This is a genomic window from Kluyvera fluvialis (genome assembly GCF_059725275.1).
Window position 1 is genome coordinate 4,499,239 of record NZ_AP046142.1, and the last position, 17,725, is coordinate 4,516,963.

Genomic DNA, 17,725 nt, shown 5'->3' on the forward strand with positions numbered 1-17,725 from the left:
CGAGAAGTATGGCGGGAATACAATCAATCTCAGGAGAGCAGCCATGCATTTTATCGAACGCGATGAAGAAGGCCGGATTGTGCGGGTGGAAACCGCCGCATTTAGCGGCATGACCGACCAAAGCGCAGAGCTAACGGCTGAAATCAGTGAATGGCTTAAGGTTAATCACCTTCGTGAAGCCACCATCCAACAGCTCCAGCAAAGCGACCTTAATATGGTGCGTGTGCTGGAAGACCTTATCGAAGTGCTGATGAGCAAAGGCGTTATCAGTATTACCGACCTGCCGCCAGCGGCGCAGCATAAGCTGCTCAACCGTGCGCAAGCACGTCAAACGCTGAGCGGCCTGGAAGGCCTAATCGGCGATGACGATGATAGACTCATCTAATTCATTATTTTTAATTATTTCAGGCACGTTACTATGTGCCTGAATGACTATTAGCCGCAAAATCATCAACAAGTTAATCCTTACTACACCGTATTTTTCACAAGACATTCAGATTAAAAACACATTAAAATCAATGAATATTTTTCCCCTCCGCAATAACCTCGGAAGAGACTTAAACATATTGCACTGCACAGGTGTATTACCACGAGATAAACATAAGAGAATTTACTTATCTCACTGAAATACATTTGTTCTATAAGCAATAATTCCTATGTTTAATACCTGTTCCTGCGGCAAAGGAAAAGCCCGTAAAAAATGAAGGGGAGCGCTAAATGGATAGTATAGCCGGAACAATAAAGACCATAATCGGGCAGGTTTTCGCTATTTCAGCCGATGGCAGCCGACGTCTCCTGGTCGAAGGTGACAAGATCCTGGCCGGAGAGCAAATTGAAACAGGTGCCAACGGTGCCGTTACGCTCACTCTTCCAGATGGAAAATCGCTCGATCTCGGACGAGACAGTCACTGGGACGGAAGCCACGGTCTTTCGACCGCCACAGCGAGCGCTGAACAGACCGATATCGCCGCCATCCAGCAAGCCATTGCAGACGGGCAAGACCCGACCCAAATTCTGGAAGCCACTGCCGCAGGCCCGCAAGCGCCAGCCATCAGCGGCCAGCCTGGCGCCGGTGGTGCACACACCCACGTTATTCTCGACCTGACGGGCGAACAAATCGACCCTACCGCCGGTTATCCCACCGAAGGCATCGACTTCCCCAATACCCCCATAGAAGAAGAACTCACGGTACTGGATCGCAGCGAAGAAGAAGCCGCGCGAGATGATGCTGACTCAGATGCCGATGCCGATTCGGACGCAGATGCCGATGCGGACGCCGATGCAGACGCAGATGCGGACGCCGATTCGGACGCAGACGCCGATGCGGACGCCGATGCTGACTCAGATGCGGACGCCGATTCTGACTCTGACGCCGATGCCGATGCGGATGCGGATTCTGACTCAGATGCAGATGCCGACGCCGACTCCGATTCGGACGCAGACGCCGATGCGGATGCCGATGCGGATGCCGATGCCGATGCCGATGCCGATTCTGACTCGGATGCTGATGCCGACGCCGACGCCGACTCCGATGCGGACGCTGACTCAGATGCTGACTCTGATGCCGATGCCGATTCTGACTCGGATGCTGATGCTGATGCTGATGCTGATGCCGATGCTGACTCAGACGCTGATGCGGACGCCGATTCTGATGCTGACGCCGATGCCGATGCGGATGCGGATTCTGACTCAGATGCAGATGCCGACTCAGACGCCGATGCTGATGCTGATGCTGATGCAGATGCCGATGCGGATGCCGATGCGGATGCCGATGCCGATGCGGATTCTGACTCAGATGCAGATGCCGACGCCGACTCCGATGCGGACGCTGACTCAGATGCTGACTCTGATGCCGATGCCGATGCCGATGCGGATTCTGACTCAGATGCAGATGCCGACTCAGACGCCGATGCTGATGCAGATGCCGATGCGGACGCCGATGCTGACTCAGACGCGGATGCCGATTCGGACGCAGACGCCGACGCGGACGCTGACTCAGATGCTGACTCTGATGCCGACTCAGACGCGGATGCTGATTCGGACGCAGACGCTGATGCAGACGCGGATGCTGATGCCGACTCAGACGCAGACGCCGACTCCGATGCGGACGCTGACTCAGATGCTGATGCCGACTCTGATGCAGACGCCGACGCGGATGCTGACGCTGATGCTGATGCGGACGCTGATGCTGACTCAGACGCGGATGCCGACGCCGATTCTGATGCTGACGCCGATGCTGACTCAGACGCGGATGCCGACGCAGATGCCGACTCTGATGCTGATGCGGATGCGGATGCGGACACCGATGCCGACTCAGATGCAGACTCAGACGCAGATGCGGATGCAGACTCAGACGCTGATGCCGACGCTGACGCTGACGCCGATGCTGATGCGGACGCCGATGCAGACTCAGACGCCGATGCGGATTCTGACTCAGATGCAGATGCCGACGCTGACGCCGATGCAGACGCGGATGCTGACTCTGATGCCGATTCTGACTCGGATGCCGATGCGGACGCTGACTCAGACGCCGATGCTGATGCGGACGCGGATGCCGACGCCGATGCCGATTCTGACTCGGATGCCGATGCGGATGCTGATGCGGACGCCGATTCGGACGCAGACGCCGATGCGGATGCTGATGCCGACGCCGATTCTGACGCAGACGCGGACGCCGATGCGGATGCCGATTCTGACTCGGATGCTGATGCTGATGCTGATGCTGATGCCGATGCCGATGCTGACTCAGATGCTGATGCTGATGCCGATGCCGATGCCGATGCCGATGCCGATGCAGACTCAGACGCGGATGCCGATTCGGACGCAGACGCTGATTCAGATGCAGACTCAGACGCAGATGCGGACTCTGATGCCGATGCGGACTCAGATGCAGACGCAGATGCCGATGCTGACGCCGACGCCGACGCAGATGCCGATGCCGATGCCGATAAATCGCTAACCGTTGATTTTACCGCTTCAGGCTCGTCGAAAACGACGGAGGTTAACGGTGGGAGTGATGATCCTAGCGGCAACGGTTTTGACGTTGACGAAAACGGGATGATCACAAGCGTAGGTAAAAACGTGGTGCTGTGGGTGTCTGCGGATGATATCGGCAAGTACGTTTCCAGCGATATTCCGTCGTCGCAAATTCATGTTTACGATCAGGGCAACGCCAACGGTAACAGCGGTAAGACGGATGTCTTTGTGCTGCACGATGGCAGTTCTTACACTCAGGGCGACGGGACTCAGCACCCGATGAATGCGGTTAACGGTAACCGTGATCCGGGTGATAGCAGCGCACACGATTACATCTTTGTGCCGGGTTCATCAAACTGGAATTCGTCCGCCGGTTCCGCCAACGTTAACGGCAACATCAACTACTACGAGAGTGTGAATGTCACGGTTAACGGCACCACTTTCGGCGGCAATAACCGTATTACAGACGTTATCTCCGGCGATGGTAAGGAAGGGTTGGATCCAACACATCCAGATTCACACACCTCCTGGCAGTACGATCTGAATATCGATGCCACTTTGGATGGCAGCGGTAGCGACCATATTACGTCGATTAAACTGACCGGGCTGCCGCCGGGATCGACGCTGAGCTATCAGGGCGTGGACTACACCGTTGATGCGCACGGGAATGTTGAAATCCAGTTCAATGGTGACAGCAATCTGGACGCACACCTGACGCTAAACTCGTCGTCAGAAGTGGATTTAGGGTCGGTCAAAGTGGAGGTCACGGCGGATGTCGATGGTTCGTCGCACTCATCTGGTGAAGTGGGCGCGAATACCGGCGATCACACAACGACGATTCCAGGTAGCGATGAGCACCATACGGCAGATGCGACAGACTCGCTGGCGTCCAGCGATGAAGCGCACCATACATCAGACGATCACGCGGCGGAGAATAACGCCAACGATCACGCAGACGAGAATACATCGGCTAACCACGATGCTGATGCCGGTTCCACTGACCAGAGCGAAGGCCCTGCTGATAACAGCCAGACGGGGTCTACTGACCATCACGACGGTTCTGTTGATAACGGCCAGGCCGGTTCCACTGACCAGAGCGAAGACGCTGCTGAAAACAGCCAGACAGGTTCCGCTGCTGACGCTAACAACGCGGCAAACGAGAACGCGAGCGATGCCAACTCGGCTGAACACGCAGGCGACAACACCGGCAACAATGCGCTTAACGAGAGCGATACCACGGCATCTGCTGGCGATAATGCGCAAGAGAATCAGGACGGCAATAACCTGTTGGTTGACCATGACACGCTGGATTTGAGCCGTGTCGGGGATGACAACTCGGCAGCGCACACCGCCGAAGCGAGTCAGGGCGAGTCGTTAAATCTGTTGCTGGACGATATCGATAGCCAGCTTCATGCCGCCGATACCGCGCAGTCTGAGGCATCGCTGGAGAATCAGCCATCATCAACCGATACCGCAGCAAGCCACGAGCAGAGTCAGCCGACGACCCTCGACCTGAGCGATATCATTCATGATGATGATGGGAAAGATCTCAGCGCGCTGATTCAGGTGGCCGACTCAACGGAAAATAGCGAAAACGTAGGCCACGTTCAGGACGTTCCGGCAGAAAGCACGGGCGATACCGGAAGCGATGCCTGGAGCGCGCACGATGCCGCCCAGCTAGATTCCCTGATTGCTCAACCGGATACTGATGCCTAAAACAGATAGGTCGGCGCAAGCCGGCCCTTTTTATTTTTGTCCAAAGATATAACCTCTGGTGGCGCGGTTCTTACCCCACTAGTCAGGGAAATAAACGTAAGGAAAGGACGACGTAATGAACAAACATATTCGGGTATTAACAGGTATCGCGCTGCCATTATTATTCGCCAACTCTGCCAGCGCGGCGACGCTCGAACAAGCGGTCAAAGACAGTTTGCTGTGGCATCCGCAGGTCAGTGCTTCAGTCAACAGCCGCTACTCTGCCGACCAGGACTTACGTGCCGCTAAAGGGGGATATTTACCCACTTTAGACCTCTCCGCCGGAACCGGCTGGGAACAAACGGATAACGCCACCACGCGTGCCGCAGACGATCACTACCGTAATCTGCATCGGAGCGAATCCAGCATTAACCTGCGCCAAAACGTCTTTAACGGTTTTGCCACTACCAGCGAAGTGGCGCGTCAAAAAGCCACCGTCAACTCGCGCGCCTATACGGTGATGAACACCAGCGAAGTGACGGCATTAAGCGCCATTCAGAGCTATCTGGACGTGCTGATGCGCCAGAAAATGGTCAAACTGGCGGAAGATAACCTGAAAAACCACGAGCGCATTTTTGACCAAATCCGTCTGCGCACCGAACAGGGCGTTGGCCGTTCCGCTGACTTTGAACAGGCGCAAGCGCGTCTGGCACAGGCGAAAAATAACCTGCTGACCGAGCAAACCAACCTGGAAGATTCACGCGCCAACTATTACAGCGTGGTGGGTAAAGAGGCGGACAGCCTGGCCATGCCGCTGGCCACCAAAGTGCCTGCATCACAGGCTCAAGCCCGCCAGCTCATGCTCGATAACAGCCCGTTGCTGAAACAAGCGGATGCCGACGTAGAAGCCACTCGCCAGCAATATGAAGCGGCGAAATCGCGCTTTTACCCAAGCGTTGACCTTGATGTTGGCCGTCGCATGGATAACAACACCGACGGCACGCGCGGTCACGATCAGGAATGGCAGGCGATGGTTCGCATGAACTATAACCTGTTCAACGGCGGCAGCGATCAAGCACAACTGTCATCTTATGCCTACAAAATGCAGGAAGCGCAGGATGTAAAACGCAACGCCCTTCGCCAACTGGATGAAGAACTGCGTCTGTCGTGGAACGCCTGGCAGAACACCAAACAGCAAGTGCCGATTGCCAAAGACTATGCCGATCGCAGTGCCGTGGTGCGTACCGCGTATCAGGAGCAGTTCAGCATTGGCGAGCGTAGCCTGCTGGATATGCTGGACAGCGAAAACGAAGTGTTCAACGCCCAGCGCCGCTACGTTGAGTTGCAGTTCGTGGAGATGTTCACCTCGTATCGCATCAACGCGCGCATTGGCGACCTGTTAAAACAGCTTAATATTCAAGCGCCGTCAGCCGCACAGCCGGCAGAGGAGCAGCAAACTGCCCATGCCAATCTGCCTGATTTGAAGTAAGCGTTTTAGGCCTGGGGGCTGCCTCATCCCGCGATGAGGCAGCCCCTCCTTCTACTCGCCATCCTTCACGTCACCAGTGCGTTGGCCGCGCTCATTCACCCATGTTATTTAGAGTATATATTCATTAGCCTGTGCGATTTTTTCGCTGGTATATAAGGTCTGACTATGGCGTCTAATACTGATTCACTTGAGCAAGCCTCTGCGCAAACTGATGACTCCATCAGGCTCGATCCGCGTCAAAACCATGACGATCCCCTGCTCGATTCATTGATGATTATCTGCAAGCTGCACAATATCATCACCAGCCGCAATGTCCTGACCGCCGGATTGCCCCTTCAGGCGAATCAACTGACATTGAGCGCCTTCCCGCGCGCCGCGCAGCGTGCCGGGCTGAAAGCGCGTGTACTCCAGCGCCCGCTGGAAAAGATTTCCGCGCTGTCGCTGCCCGCCGTGGTGCTGCTCAAAAACGACCAGGCCGCAGTACTGATAGGCTGGGATGAGCAGCAGCGCGCGCGTTTGCTGCCAACCGAAACCGAAGGCGGCGAGATAGTGCTGGAGCGAGAGGTTCTGGCCGAAAACTACAGCGGTAAAACCATTTTCATTCAGCCAGGACACGAGTTTGATAGCCAGCCTACGGCGACTATCCCACGCACCAAATCCTGGTTTAAAGACACCTTAAAACTGTCGAAATTTCTCTATCTGGATGCCGTTGTCGCCAGCTTTATCATCAACGTTATCGCCATTGCCACGCCGCTGTTCGTGATGAACGTCTACGACCGCGTAGTGCCAAACCAGGCGACGGCCACCCTGTGGGTGTTGGCTATCGGTATCACCATTGCGTTTATCTTTGACCTGATTTTGAAAGTATTACGCGGGATTTGCCTCGATTTAGCGGGGAAAAAGACCGATCTTATCGTGTCGGCGGCGCTGTTCGAGCGGCTGCTGGGTATGAAAATGAAGGCGCGCCCGAATCGGGTCGGCGGCTTCACTCAGCATTTTCAGGAATACCAGTCGGTACGTGATTTTCTCTCATCCCTGACCCTAACCGCGCTGATTGATTTCCCCTTCACCTTGTTGATTCTGTTAGTGATTGCGATTATCGGCGGCCCACTCACCTTTATTCCATTGCTCTGTTACCCGATTGCCTTAGCCGCCAACTGGATGATGCAGAAACCGCTACTGGCACAGGTAGAAAAAACATATCGCTTATCGAGCGAGCGCCAGGCGATGCTGGTTGAAACCCTGACGGGGCTGGATGCCATTAAGGTCAATAACGCGCAAAGCGAGCGTCAGTATCAGTGGGAGCAGATTATCGGCCAGCTCAGCAGGCTTGAGCTAAAGGTGAAATCGCTGTCTTACATCGCGGTGAATTTTACCGCCTGGATCCAGCAAATTAGCGGCGTTTTGCTGATTGTCGCCGGGGTTTACAGCATTATCGCCGGAAACCTCAGTATGGGCGGCCTGATTGCCTGCTACCTGCTAAACCGCCGCGCGATGATGCCTATCGGCCAGCTCTGTAGCCTGATTACCCGCTACCAGCGCGCCAAAATGACCAAAGCCTCCATTGACCGGATGATGGATCTGGAGCAAGAAGTGCAGGAAGGCGAAGTGCCACTGAAACGCGAGACGCTCTCCGGGGCTATCGAGTTCCGCGATGTGTCATTCCACTATCCGCAAAATCAGTACATGTCGCTAAACGGTATCTCGTTGAAAATTGAACCGGGCGAAAAAGTCGGGATTATTGGCCGAAGCGGCTCCGGCAAAAGCTCGCTGGCGAAGCTGCTGGTCGGTTTTTATCAGCCGGATAACGGTACGATTTTGGTGGACGGTATCGACGCTCGTCAGCTCGACGTCAACGATATTCGCCACAACATCGGCTATGCGCCACAGGATATTCACCTGTTCAGCGGTACGCTGCGCGACAACCTGCTGAGCGGTGCGGGCTACATTGATGATGAAACCATGATCCGCGCCGCGACGCTGGCAGGGGTGCATGAGTTCGCCCGCCGCCATCCTTCCGGCTATAACATGCAGGTTGGCGAGCGTGGGATGAACCTTTCCGGCGGCCAGCGTCAGGCGGTCGCCCTTGCCCGCTCGCTGCTGCTCGACCCGCCGATTCTGCTGATGGACGAGCCGACCAGTTCGATGGATAACACTAGCGAAGATTTAATCAAGAAAGCGCTGACGCCAATGGTAAGCAATAAAACGCTGCTGCTGGTCACTCATCGGGCCTCGCTGCTCACGCTGGTTGACCGTTTGATAATCCTCGATAACGGCAAAATTATTGCCGATGGTCCGAAAGAAAGCGTGATGAACGCACTGAAGAAAGGACAAATTCATGCGCAACGCTAATCGACTTAACCGCCTGATGACGTGGCTTTTCGGTGATAAAAACGCCGTCACGATAACCTCTAACGAGGTCAATAAAGCGCTGCTTGATGACTCGCCACGCGTGGTTCGCATCACCCTGTGGGCGATTCTGGGCTTCTTTATCATCATGATAGCCTGGGCTTCACTGGCGGATATTGACGAAGTGACGCGCGGCGACGGCAAGGCGATCCCATCCTCACGGCTGCAAAAAATCCAGAACCTTGAGGGCGGTATCGTTGCGGAAGTGTTTGTCCACGAAGGCGAAGTGGTGAAAGCTGGCGCGCCGCTGCTGCGCCTGGACGACACCCGTTTTCGTTCTAATGCCGGAGAGTCTGAGGCTGACCGCCTGGCGCTCGAAGCGCGTATTCAGCGTCTGACCGCGCAACTGGACAATAAAGACACCTTGACCCTGTCGCCGGAAATCAGCCAGAAATCGCCGGATATCGCCAATGGCGAACTGGAACTGTTTGCCAGCGTGAACAAGCGCATTGAGAGCGAGCTATCGGGGCTTGACGAGCAACTGGTGCAGAAGAAACAGGAACTGTTGGACTACCAAGCAAAAAGCGCGCAGTACCGCCGTAGCCTGGGGCTGTTGCAGCAGGAAATCAGCATGTCCGAGCCGCTGGTCGCCAAAGGCGCTATCTCGAAGGTCGAAGTGCTGCGTCTGCGCCGTTCTGAGGTGGAGACGCGTGGACAGCTCGAATCGGTAAATCTGGCGGTTCCCAGAGCGCAGGCGGCGATTAAAGAGATTGAGAGCAAGATAAGCGAAACGCGGGGCCGCTATCGCAGCGACGCGCTTTCACAGCTCAACGAAGCGCGTACCGATCTCAGTAAAATCGAGGCCTCAGGCAAAGCCATTGAAGACCGAGTGAACCGTACGCTGGTCACATCGCCGGTGCGCGGTATCGTGCAGCAGTTAATGGTGAACACCATCGGTGGCGTCATTCAGCCAGGTAATGATCTGGTGGAGATTGTACCGCTGGACGACACCCTGCTGGTTGAGGCGCGTATCCGCCCGCAGGACATCGCATTCCTGCGTCCAGGCCAGGAAGCAATTGTGAAGTTCACCGCCTACGATTACACCATCTACGGCGGCCTGAAGGCCAAACTGGAACAGATAAGCCCGGATACGGTGACCGATAAAGACGGCAAGAGCTTCTACGTTATCCGTTTGCGTACCGATAAAAATCACCTCGGCAGCGATGAAAAACCGCTGATTATTATTCCGGGGATGGTAGCGTCGGTGGATATCATTACCGGTAAGAAAACGATTCTGGCGTATCTGCTCAAACCGATTCTGCGCGCCAAAGCAGAAGCATTCCGCGAGCGCTAAAAACAAAAAAACCGGCAACGCCGGAATACTTGTCAGTTAAGCGCCACATTCCGTTCACCTGATGTTTTGTAGAACATGAAGCCGCTGTACCTGTGAACGGGTCTAGGGGGACTGCCGAGTCCCCCTTAACAATCCCCGCGGCCCCGCAGGGAAATCGGTGCTTCGCACTGCGCTCGCCTGCGAAATCCAGCCTGCGGCACGGCGAAACTCGACTTCCTGTCTCGGTTCGCCTCAGCCCGCCATCCCTGGCGGTCTGACCTTGTCTTCCTTTCTCCGGCTCGCCGATTTCCATCGGGGACTCATCGGTTTCAGTAACTCTGGTTCTGGATGTTCATTCAAAGACCGCACTGACGTGGGTGGCGTCTAAATCGCCGAAGCGTTCTCTGGAGGCCGGGGCAGCCCACAGGGATGTGGGCTGAGGGCGCGGCTTTACAGGGATGTTGCCTCGCGCCCGACCCGAAAGCCGGAAGAGATAAGCAGAGGGAATCGCGAAGCGACGATTTTGCCGCCGGAGACTGGGGGTGCAGGGGGCGGCGGCGACTGGCCGCCCCTTGCGCGCTCTTTGCGCCCGAGCATGTTTAGGGCATGGCGTAAAAAAGAGCGCAACTGGCGGCGATACTAAACTTAACTGACCAGCATTACAGCATTCAGCAAGGATAACGGAGGCCGGATAGCATGACGCTTATCTGGCCTACCGCATTATCCCTTAGTCGTTAATCTTCGGATGCTGCATCACCAGCCGCGAACGTTTTTCCTGAAGCTCGGCAATCTCTGCATCAAGATCTTCAATTTTATGTTCGATATGGTCATGGTGTTCCTGAAGGATCTCTCGCGCTTCTTCGATGTCCGATGCCGCTGGCGTCGCACCTTTCAGTGGACGGTTAGCCGTCTCTTTCATCGTGATCCCCGTCAACAGACCGATAACCGCAATCACCATCAAGTAATACGCTGGCATCATCAGGTTTTGCGACGTTTCCACCAACCAGGCCGCCAGGGTCGGCGTCAGGCCAGCAATCAGCACCGAGATGTTAAAGGCGCTTGCCAGTGCACTGTAACGGATATGCGTTGGGAACATCGCCGGTAACGACGACGCCATCACCCCGATAAAGCAGTTGAGGATCACCGCCAGCAACAGCAGGCCGGAGAAAATCAGGCCAATCGAATTGCTGTTAATCAGCATAAAGGCCGGAATCGAACACACCAGCAGCGCCAGACTACCAATCAGGATAAACGGACGGCGACCAAAGCGGTCACTCAGCAGACCCATAATCGGCTGTACGAACAGCATACCAATCATAATCGCGATAATAATCAGCACCCCGTGGTCTTCGGAGTAGTGCAGGTTATGCGACAGATAGCTCGGCATGTAGGTCAGCAGCATGTAGTAAGTGACGTTGGTAGAAATCACCAGGCCAATACAGGTCAGCAGGCTACGCCAGTGCTGGGTAGCAATCTCTCTGAACGAGACTTTCGGCCCGTCCTGAAGACCCTGACGGTCGCCGTGTTCGAGTTTCTCGACGTGTTGCTGGAACGCTGGCGTTTCTTCCAACGCATGACGCAGGTACAGACCGATAATCCCTAATGGCAGTGCGACGAAGAACGGAATACGCCAGCCCCACTCAAGGAAGTTCTCTTCACCGACCATCGAGGAGAGCAGAACCACCAGCCCCGCACCCAGTACGAACCCGGCAATAGAACCGAAGTCCAACCAGCTACCCATAAACCCACGCTTACGGTCAGGCGAGTATTCGGCGACAAATATCGACGCCCCGGTATATTCACCACCCACCGAGAAGCCCTGCGCCATTTTACACAGCAGCAGCAAGATAGGAGCCCAAATACCAATGGTGTCGTACGATGGAATAAGACCAATACAGAATGTACTGATCGACATTATCACAATGGTTATTGCCAGTATTTTCTGGCGACCGTATTTATCCCCCAGCATCCCGAAAAACAGACCGCCCAAAGGACGAATCAGGAAGGGAACGGAGAATGTCCCCAGCGCAGCAATCATCTGCACGCTAGGATCGGCATCCGGGAAAAAGACTTTACCCAGCGCATAGGCCACGAACCCGTAGACCCCGAAATCGAACCACTCCATTGCGTTGCCCAACGAGGCAGCGGTAATCGCCTTACGCAATTTAGCGTCGTCGATAATAGTGACGTCACGAAGCGTGATCGGTTTTACTTTTTTCCTTCTAAGCATGGTTTTCCTCGTTCAAATTCGCCTTGAACGCACACCCAGTGGCTGCAAACGGCAGGGCGTTTGCGAGGGCGCGTAAAAAAGAACCGTGGAGATTCTGGTTCCGTTTATCCAAGCGTAGCAGGTTTGCTTGTCTCCGTTAGATGATGTGTGTTTTCACCGGGAGCCTGTACAACCAAACCTGTTGAGCCTGATGGCGAGTCAGTTAAAAAGATGACCCTCTAAAAAGCGTAACACGGAGAGCCAAGCCTATTTACCCTAACAGCGATTATTATCGTGATCAACTTAACAAAAAAAATCACCTCCGCTGCCACGCCGAAATATATCGCTCACATCCCTTTTTTTTTCGCCCATTTTTGCGCCTGAAGAATTGTACAAATATTCATCAAAAATCTCTATTTTATCTACCAATTAAGATAAAAAAGATTTCTAAACATTTCACAATGTCGTCACAGCAATTTTATCTTCCACCCAATTCGTTATTCCTAATTTGAAATATGTGATCCACATAACTAAAACGATGTTTTATTTTCATTGAATCAATATTCCATCAACTGCATTATAGCGTCATAAACAGCGTTAAACATGCCAGAAAACGCCGCTGTCATCGGGTGAAATTTGGATACAACACCAGAAAACATCAAGCTAACAAGCTGAAATTATTATACTTAACCTCTTCTACCTTCCTGGAAGGTAAGAAGCGAGGATGCCACATGAAAATTAAAGCAACTATGGAACGAATCCCTGGCGGGATGATGCTTATCCCGTTACTGTTAGGCGCCGTATTAAATACGTTTGCGCCTAATACCGGTGAATATTTCGGGTCTTTCACCAAAGGAATGATCGGCGGAACAGTGCCTATTTTGGCGGTCTGGTTCTTCTGTATTGGGGCATCCATTGATTTACGCGCTACCGGCACGGTTTTACGCAAGTCCGGCACACTGGTATTGACCAAAATCGCCGTGGCCTGGGTGGTCGCAATGATTGCCGCAATGTTTATTCCTGATAGCGGAATTCAGACCGGTTTCTTCGCCGGTTTATCGGTACTGGCTATCGTTTCTGCTATGGATATGACCAACGGCGGCCTGTATGCCAGCCTGATGAATCAGTACGGTTCTAAAGAAGAATCGGGGGCATTTGTCCTGATGTCGCTCGAATCTGGCCCGCTGATGACGATGGTTATCCTTGGTTCCGCTGGCCTGGCGACCTTTGAACCTCACCACTTTATCGGTGCGGTACTGCCGTTCCTGATTGGCTTTGCGCTCGGTAATCTCGACCACGACCTGCGCGCGTTCTTCAGCAAAGCGACGCCGGTGTTGATTCCGTTCTTCGGCTTCGCGCTGGGTAACACCATTAACCTGAGCGTTATCCTCGACACCGGCCTGCTGGGTATCGTACTGGGCGTGGCGGTTATCATCATCACCGGTATTCCGCTGATTATCGCTGACCGCGTGCTCGGCGGCGGTAACGGTACGGCTGGTGTGGCAGCATCTTCTGCGGCAGGGGCAGCGGTAGCAAACCCGGTCATTATTGCCCAGATTAACCCGTCATTCGCACCGGTTGCCGCTTCTGCCACGGCGTTGGTGGCGGCCAGTGTGATTGTTACCGCGATTCTGGTACCGATTATTACCGCGCTGTACGCCAAACGTTATGGCAAACCACAGCCAGTTGAAAACAAAGCAAAAACGATACCAGAAGCCGCTCACCACTAATCTCCCGCCCCCCTCATTCGAGGGGGGTTTTACCCTTTCAGCCCCGTCTTTCTACCCTCGTCTTCTGGGATAACACCGACAAATGCAGGGTTTTGTTGTATCATTAAGCCTATTTTCGGCGTGTTGCCGTTTCACAGGCCTTTGCCTTTCGCACTGCACTTTTGAGGATATCCCCCATGTCATTACCCCACTGCCCACAATGTAATTCCGAATATACCTACGAAGACAACGGCATGTTTATCTGCCCGGAATGCGCCCACGAGTGGAACGATGCCGAACCGGCACAAGACAGCGATGAGCTGATTGTTAAAGACGCAAACGGCAACCTGCTGGCCAACGGCGACAGCGTAACCGTGGTGAAAGATCTGAAGGTCAAAGGTAGTTCTTCTATGCTGAAAATCGGCACCAAAGTGAAGAACATCCGTCTGGTCGAAGGCGACCACAATATCGATTGCAAAATCGATGGTTTCGGCCCAATGAAGCTGAAATCTGAGTTCGTTAAAAAGAACTGATCCTGCCCGGCATCGCCAAAATAGCGATGCTGATGCTGGACTTATCCGGCCTACCTCGTAGGCCAGATAAGTTGCCCCCTCCCGCCACGCTTCGCTCCCTGAATCGACACGCACTACACTTAATAGGCTCTTCTTTACCTGAGGTAACGATTATGCCCTTAAGCCCCTATCTCGCATTTTCCGGCAACTGCGCCGATGCTATCGCCTACTACCAGCAGGCGCTGGGTGCGGAACTGCGCTACAAAATCAGCTTTGGCGAAATGCCCCCTTCCGCGATGGATGACGAAGGCGGCTGCCCCTCCGGGCTTCACTTCCCCGACAGTGCCATTGCCCATGCCAACGTTCATATCGCGGGCAGCGATATCATGATGAGCGACGCCGTTCCTGCTGAGAGTCTCCACTATTCGGGCTTTACGCTAGTGCTCGACACCGAGGATGTACGCGAAGGTAAACGCTGGTTCGATAATCTGGCAGCCAACGGCAAAGTCGAAATGCCGTGGCAAGAAACCTTTTGGGCTCATGGCTTTGGTCGCGTGATCGACCGTTACGGCGTACCGTGGATGATTAACGTCATTAAACAGCAGCAGCCCACGCTCTGAAACGGCGGGAGGCGCACCCTCCCGCTCTGTCATGAAATCCCCGCCAATTGTTCATCATCAAGTAACCATCCGTTAACCCATCTGTCACATTAGTTCGCCACGATGGAGCCACTTTTATACGGGGGCTTCAGTATGCAAACGATTATTCGCGTTGAGAAACTCAACAAAACGTTTCATCAGCACCAGGTTCTGCACGCCATTGACTTAACCCTCCACACCGGTGAGATGGTGGCTCTGCTGGGGCCGTCCGGTTCCGGCAAATCCACCCTTTTACGTCATTTAAGCGGCCTGATTGTCGGCGACAAAACGCCGGGAGGCCGCGTTGAATTGCTGGGCAAAACCGTGCAACAGAGCGGGCGTCTGGCGCGCGATATCCGCAAAATCCGCGCGCACACCGGCTACATCTTCCAGCAGTTCAACCTTGTAAACCGCCTGAGCGTGCTGGAAAACGTGCTGATTGGCGCGCTCGGCAGCACCCCATTCTGGCGTACCTGCCTGCGCTGGTTCAGCCGTGAGCAAAAGCAGCGCGCCCTGCAAGCGTTGACCCGCGTCGGAATGGCACATTTTGCCCATCAGCGCGTTTCAACGCTCTCCGGCGGCCAGCAGCAGCGCGTCGCCATCGCCAGAGCGCTTATGCAGCAGGCAAAAGTAATTCTGGCCGACGAGCCTATCGCCTCGCTGGATCCAGAATCCGCACGCATCGTAATGGATACCCTACGCGACATTAACCAGACCGATGGCATCACCGTAGTGGTGACGCTGCATCAGGTCGATTACGCCCTGCGCTACTGCGAACGCATTGTTGCGCTACGTCAGGGGCATGTGTTCTACGACGGTAGCAGCCAACTGTTTGATAACGAACGTTTTGACCATCTCTACCGCAGCATGAATCGCGTCGAACAGAACGCGCAGGCTGCCTGACATCCCCTCAATAAGGAATGGAAATGAGCGCTAAAATTATTGCCTCGCTGGCCTTCACCAGCCTGTTCAGCCTCAGCACCCTGTTCACCCCGGCTCACGCCGAAGAGCAGGAAAAAGCGCTGAATTTCGGCATTATTTCAACGGAATCACAGCAAAACCTGAAGCCGCAGTGGACACCCTTTCTGCAAGATATGGAGAAAAAACTGGGGGTGAAAGTGAACGCATTCTTCGCCCCAGACTACGCCGGGATTATCCAGGGAATGCGCTTTAACAAAGTGGATATCGCCTGGTACGGCAACCTCTCGGCGATGGAAGCGGTGGATCGCGCCAACGGCCAGGTATTCGCTCAAACCGTGGCGGCAGACGGATCGCCAGGCTACTGGAGCGTGCTGATCGTTAACAAAGACAGCCCGATCAACAACCTCAACGATCTGCTGGCAAAGCGTAAAGATCTCACCTTTGGCAACGGCGATCCTAACTCAACGTCCGGCTTCCTCGTCCCTGGCTATTACGTCTTCGCCAAAAACAATATCTCCGCCAACGACTTTAAGCGCACGGTCAACGCCGGACATGAAACCAACGCCCTCGCCGTCGCCAACAAGCAGGTGGATGTCGCCACCAACAATACCGAAAACCTCGACAAGCTGAAGGTTTCCGCGCCGGACAAGCTAAAAGAGCTGAAGGTTATCTGGAAATCTCCGCTGATCCCGGGCGATCCGATCGTGTGGCGTAAAAACCTGTCTGAAACCACCAAAGACAAGATCTACGACTTCTTTATGAATTACGGCAAGACGGCGGAAGAAAAAGCGGTGTTAGCGCGTTTGGGCTGGGCGCCGTTCCGCGCCTCCAGCGACCTGCAACTGGTTCCCATTCGCCAACTGGCGCTGTTTAAAGAGATGCAGGGCGTGAAGGACAACAAAGGATTAAGCGACCAGGACAAAGCCGAGAAAACCACGGCGATCAAAGCCAGGCTGGACGATCTCGACCGCCTGACCGCCGCGCTGAGCGCGATGAGTTCGGTAAACAAAGCAGTGCAATGATGACCCCCTCTCCCCAAACACAGCTGTAGGCCGGATAGGGCGAAACCGCCCTCCGGCAAAAAACATCACGGAGCCTCTATGCAAACCATCACCGTTCCCCCGCCGAAGCGCAGTTGGTTCTCGCTGATGAGTTGGGCCGTTGTGCTCGCGGTACTGGCCGTGTCGTGGAAAGGCGCGGAAATGGCCCCGCTCACGCTGATTAAAGACGCGGGCAACATGGCGACCTTCGCCGCAGACTTCTTCCCGCCGGATTTCAGCCAATGGCAAGACTACCTCAGCGAAATGGCCATCACCCTGCAAATTGCCGTATGGGGTACGGCGCTGGCGGTGGTTTTGTCCATTCCGTTTGGCCTGATGAGCGCTGAAAACCTTGTGCCCTGGTGGGTTTACCAGCCGGTGCGAAGGGCGATGGACGCCTGCCGCGCCATCAATGAAATGGTCTTTGCCATGCTGTTTGTCGTCGCCGTTGGCCTTGGCCCCTTTGCTGGCGTGATGGCGCTGTTTATCCACACCACCGGCGTGCTCTCCAAACTGCTTTCCGAAGCGGTCGAAGCGATTGAACCCGGCCCGGTGGAAGGCATCCGCGCCACTGGCGCTAACAAACTCGAAGAGATCCTCTACGGCGTGCTGCCGCAGGTAATGCCGCTGCTCATTTCCTATTCGCTGTATCGCTTTGAGTCTAACGTCCGTTCCGCCACCGTCGTCGGTATGGTCGGCGCAGGCGGAATTGGCGTCACGCTGTGGGAGGCGATTCGCGGCTTCCAGTTCCAGCAAACCTGCGCATTGATGGTGCTCATCATCGTCACGGTCAGCCTGCTGGATTTCCTCTCTCAACGCTTGCGTAAGCACTTTATCTGATTAGCGAGGCATTG

12 protein-coding genes are annotated in these 17,725 nt (G+C 54.6%); 11 read left to right on the forward strand and 1 reads right to left on the reverse strand.

Annotation, left to right across the window (positions count from 1 at the left end):
- Positions 1–43: 43 nt before the first annotated feature.
- From AC6I4B_RS21280 to AC6I4B_RS21300, 5 genes are all read left to right on the forward strand, one after another.
- Positions 44–385 carry a tryptophan synthase subunit beta gene (locus AC6I4B_RS21280; protein ID WP_497767987.1) on the forward strand — a complete coding sequence of 114 codons (342 nt, stop codon included), beginning with the start codon at positions 44–46 and terminating at the stop codon, positions 383–385.
- Between the two features lie 332 nt (positions 386–717).
- On the forward strand, positions 718–4,692 hold the full coding sequence (locus tag AC6I4B_RS21285) for a retention module-containing protein (protein ID WP_497767989.1): 3,975 nt from the start codon (positions 718–720) through the stop codon (positions 4,690–4,692).
- A 115-nt stretch (positions 4,693–4,807) separates the two neighbouring features.
- Positions 4,808–6,160 (forward strand): TolC family outer membrane protein, encoded by a 1,353-nt coding sequence (locus AC6I4B_RS21290; protein WP_497767990.1) that lies wholly within the window; start codon positions 4,808–4,810, stop codon positions 6,158–6,160.
- A gap of 165 nt (positions 6,161–6,325) precedes the next feature.
- Positions 6,326–8,512 (forward strand): type I secretion system permease/ATPase, encoded by a 2,187-nt coding sequence (locus AC6I4B_RS21295; protein WP_497767992.1) that lies wholly within the window; start codon positions 6,326–6,328, stop codon positions 8,510–8,512.
- Positions 8,499–9,863 carry an HlyD family type I secretion periplasmic adaptor subunit gene (locus AC6I4B_RS21300; protein ID WP_497767993.1) on the forward strand — a complete coding sequence of 455 codons (1,365 nt, stop codon included), beginning with the start codon at positions 8,499–8,501 and terminating at the stop codon, positions 9,861–9,863. Before AC6I4B_RS21295 ends, AC6I4B_RS21300 begins: the two co-directional genes overlap by 14 nt.
- A gap of 706 nt (positions 9,864–10,569) precedes the next feature.
- On the opposite strand, the gene proP is transcribed toward AC6I4B_RS21300, so the two are convergent.
- A complete protein-coding gene (gene proP, locus AC6I4B_RS21305) occupies positions 10,570–12,072 on the reverse strand; it encodes a glycine betaine/L-proline transporter ProP (RefSeq protein WP_497767995.1) in 1,503 nt (500 codons plus the stop codon).
- Between the two features lie 710 nt (positions 12,073–12,782).
- Here proP and kdgT point away from each other — a divergent pair.
- The 6 genes from kdgT (at position 12,783) to phnE (ending at position 17,711) form a co-directional block, all read left to right on the forward strand.
- Positions 12,783–13,781 (forward strand): 2-keto-3-deoxygluconate transporter, encoded by a 999-nt coding sequence (gene kdgT / locus AC6I4B_RS21310; protein ID WP_497767996.1) that lies wholly within the window; start codon positions 12,783–12,785, stop codon positions 13,779–13,781.
- 176 nt (positions 13,782–13,957) lie between these two features.
- Entirely contained in the window at positions 13,958–14,293 is a 336-nt protein-coding gene (locus tag AC6I4B_RS21315) for a zinc ribbon domain-containing protein YjdM (protein ID WP_497767998.1), read from the forward strand.
- Positions 14,294–14,445: 152 nt separating this feature from the next.
- The gene (gene yjdN / locus AC6I4B_RS21320) at positions 14,446–14,892 is read left to right on the forward strand and encodes a VOC family metalloprotein YjdN (protein WP_497768000.1); all 447 of its coding nucleotides are present in this window, start codon (positions 14,446–14,448) and stop codon (positions 14,890–14,892) included.
- Positions 14,893–15,024: 132 nt separating this feature from the next.
- Positions 15,025–15,813 (forward strand): phosphonate ABC transporter ATP-binding protein, encoded by a 789-nt coding sequence (gene phnC, locus AC6I4B_RS21325; protein ID WP_497768001.1) that lies wholly within the window; start codon positions 15,025–15,027, stop codon positions 15,811–15,813.
- 23 nt (positions 15,814–15,836) lie between these two features.
- Positions 15,837–16,853 carry a phosphonate ABC transporter substrate-binding protein gene (gene phnD, locus AC6I4B_RS21330; RefSeq protein ID WP_497768003.1) on the forward strand — a complete coding sequence of 339 codons (1,017 nt, stop codon included), beginning with the start codon at positions 15,837–15,839 and terminating at the stop codon, positions 16,851–16,853.
- 78 nt (positions 16,854–16,931) lie between these two features.
- Complete coding sequence (gene phnE, locus AC6I4B_RS21335) at positions 16,932–17,711, forward strand: phosphonate ABC transporter, permease protein PhnE (RefSeq protein WP_497768005.1); 780 nt, start codon at positions 16,932–16,934, stop codon at positions 17,709–17,711.
- Positions 17,712–17,725: the final 14 nt, after the last annotated feature.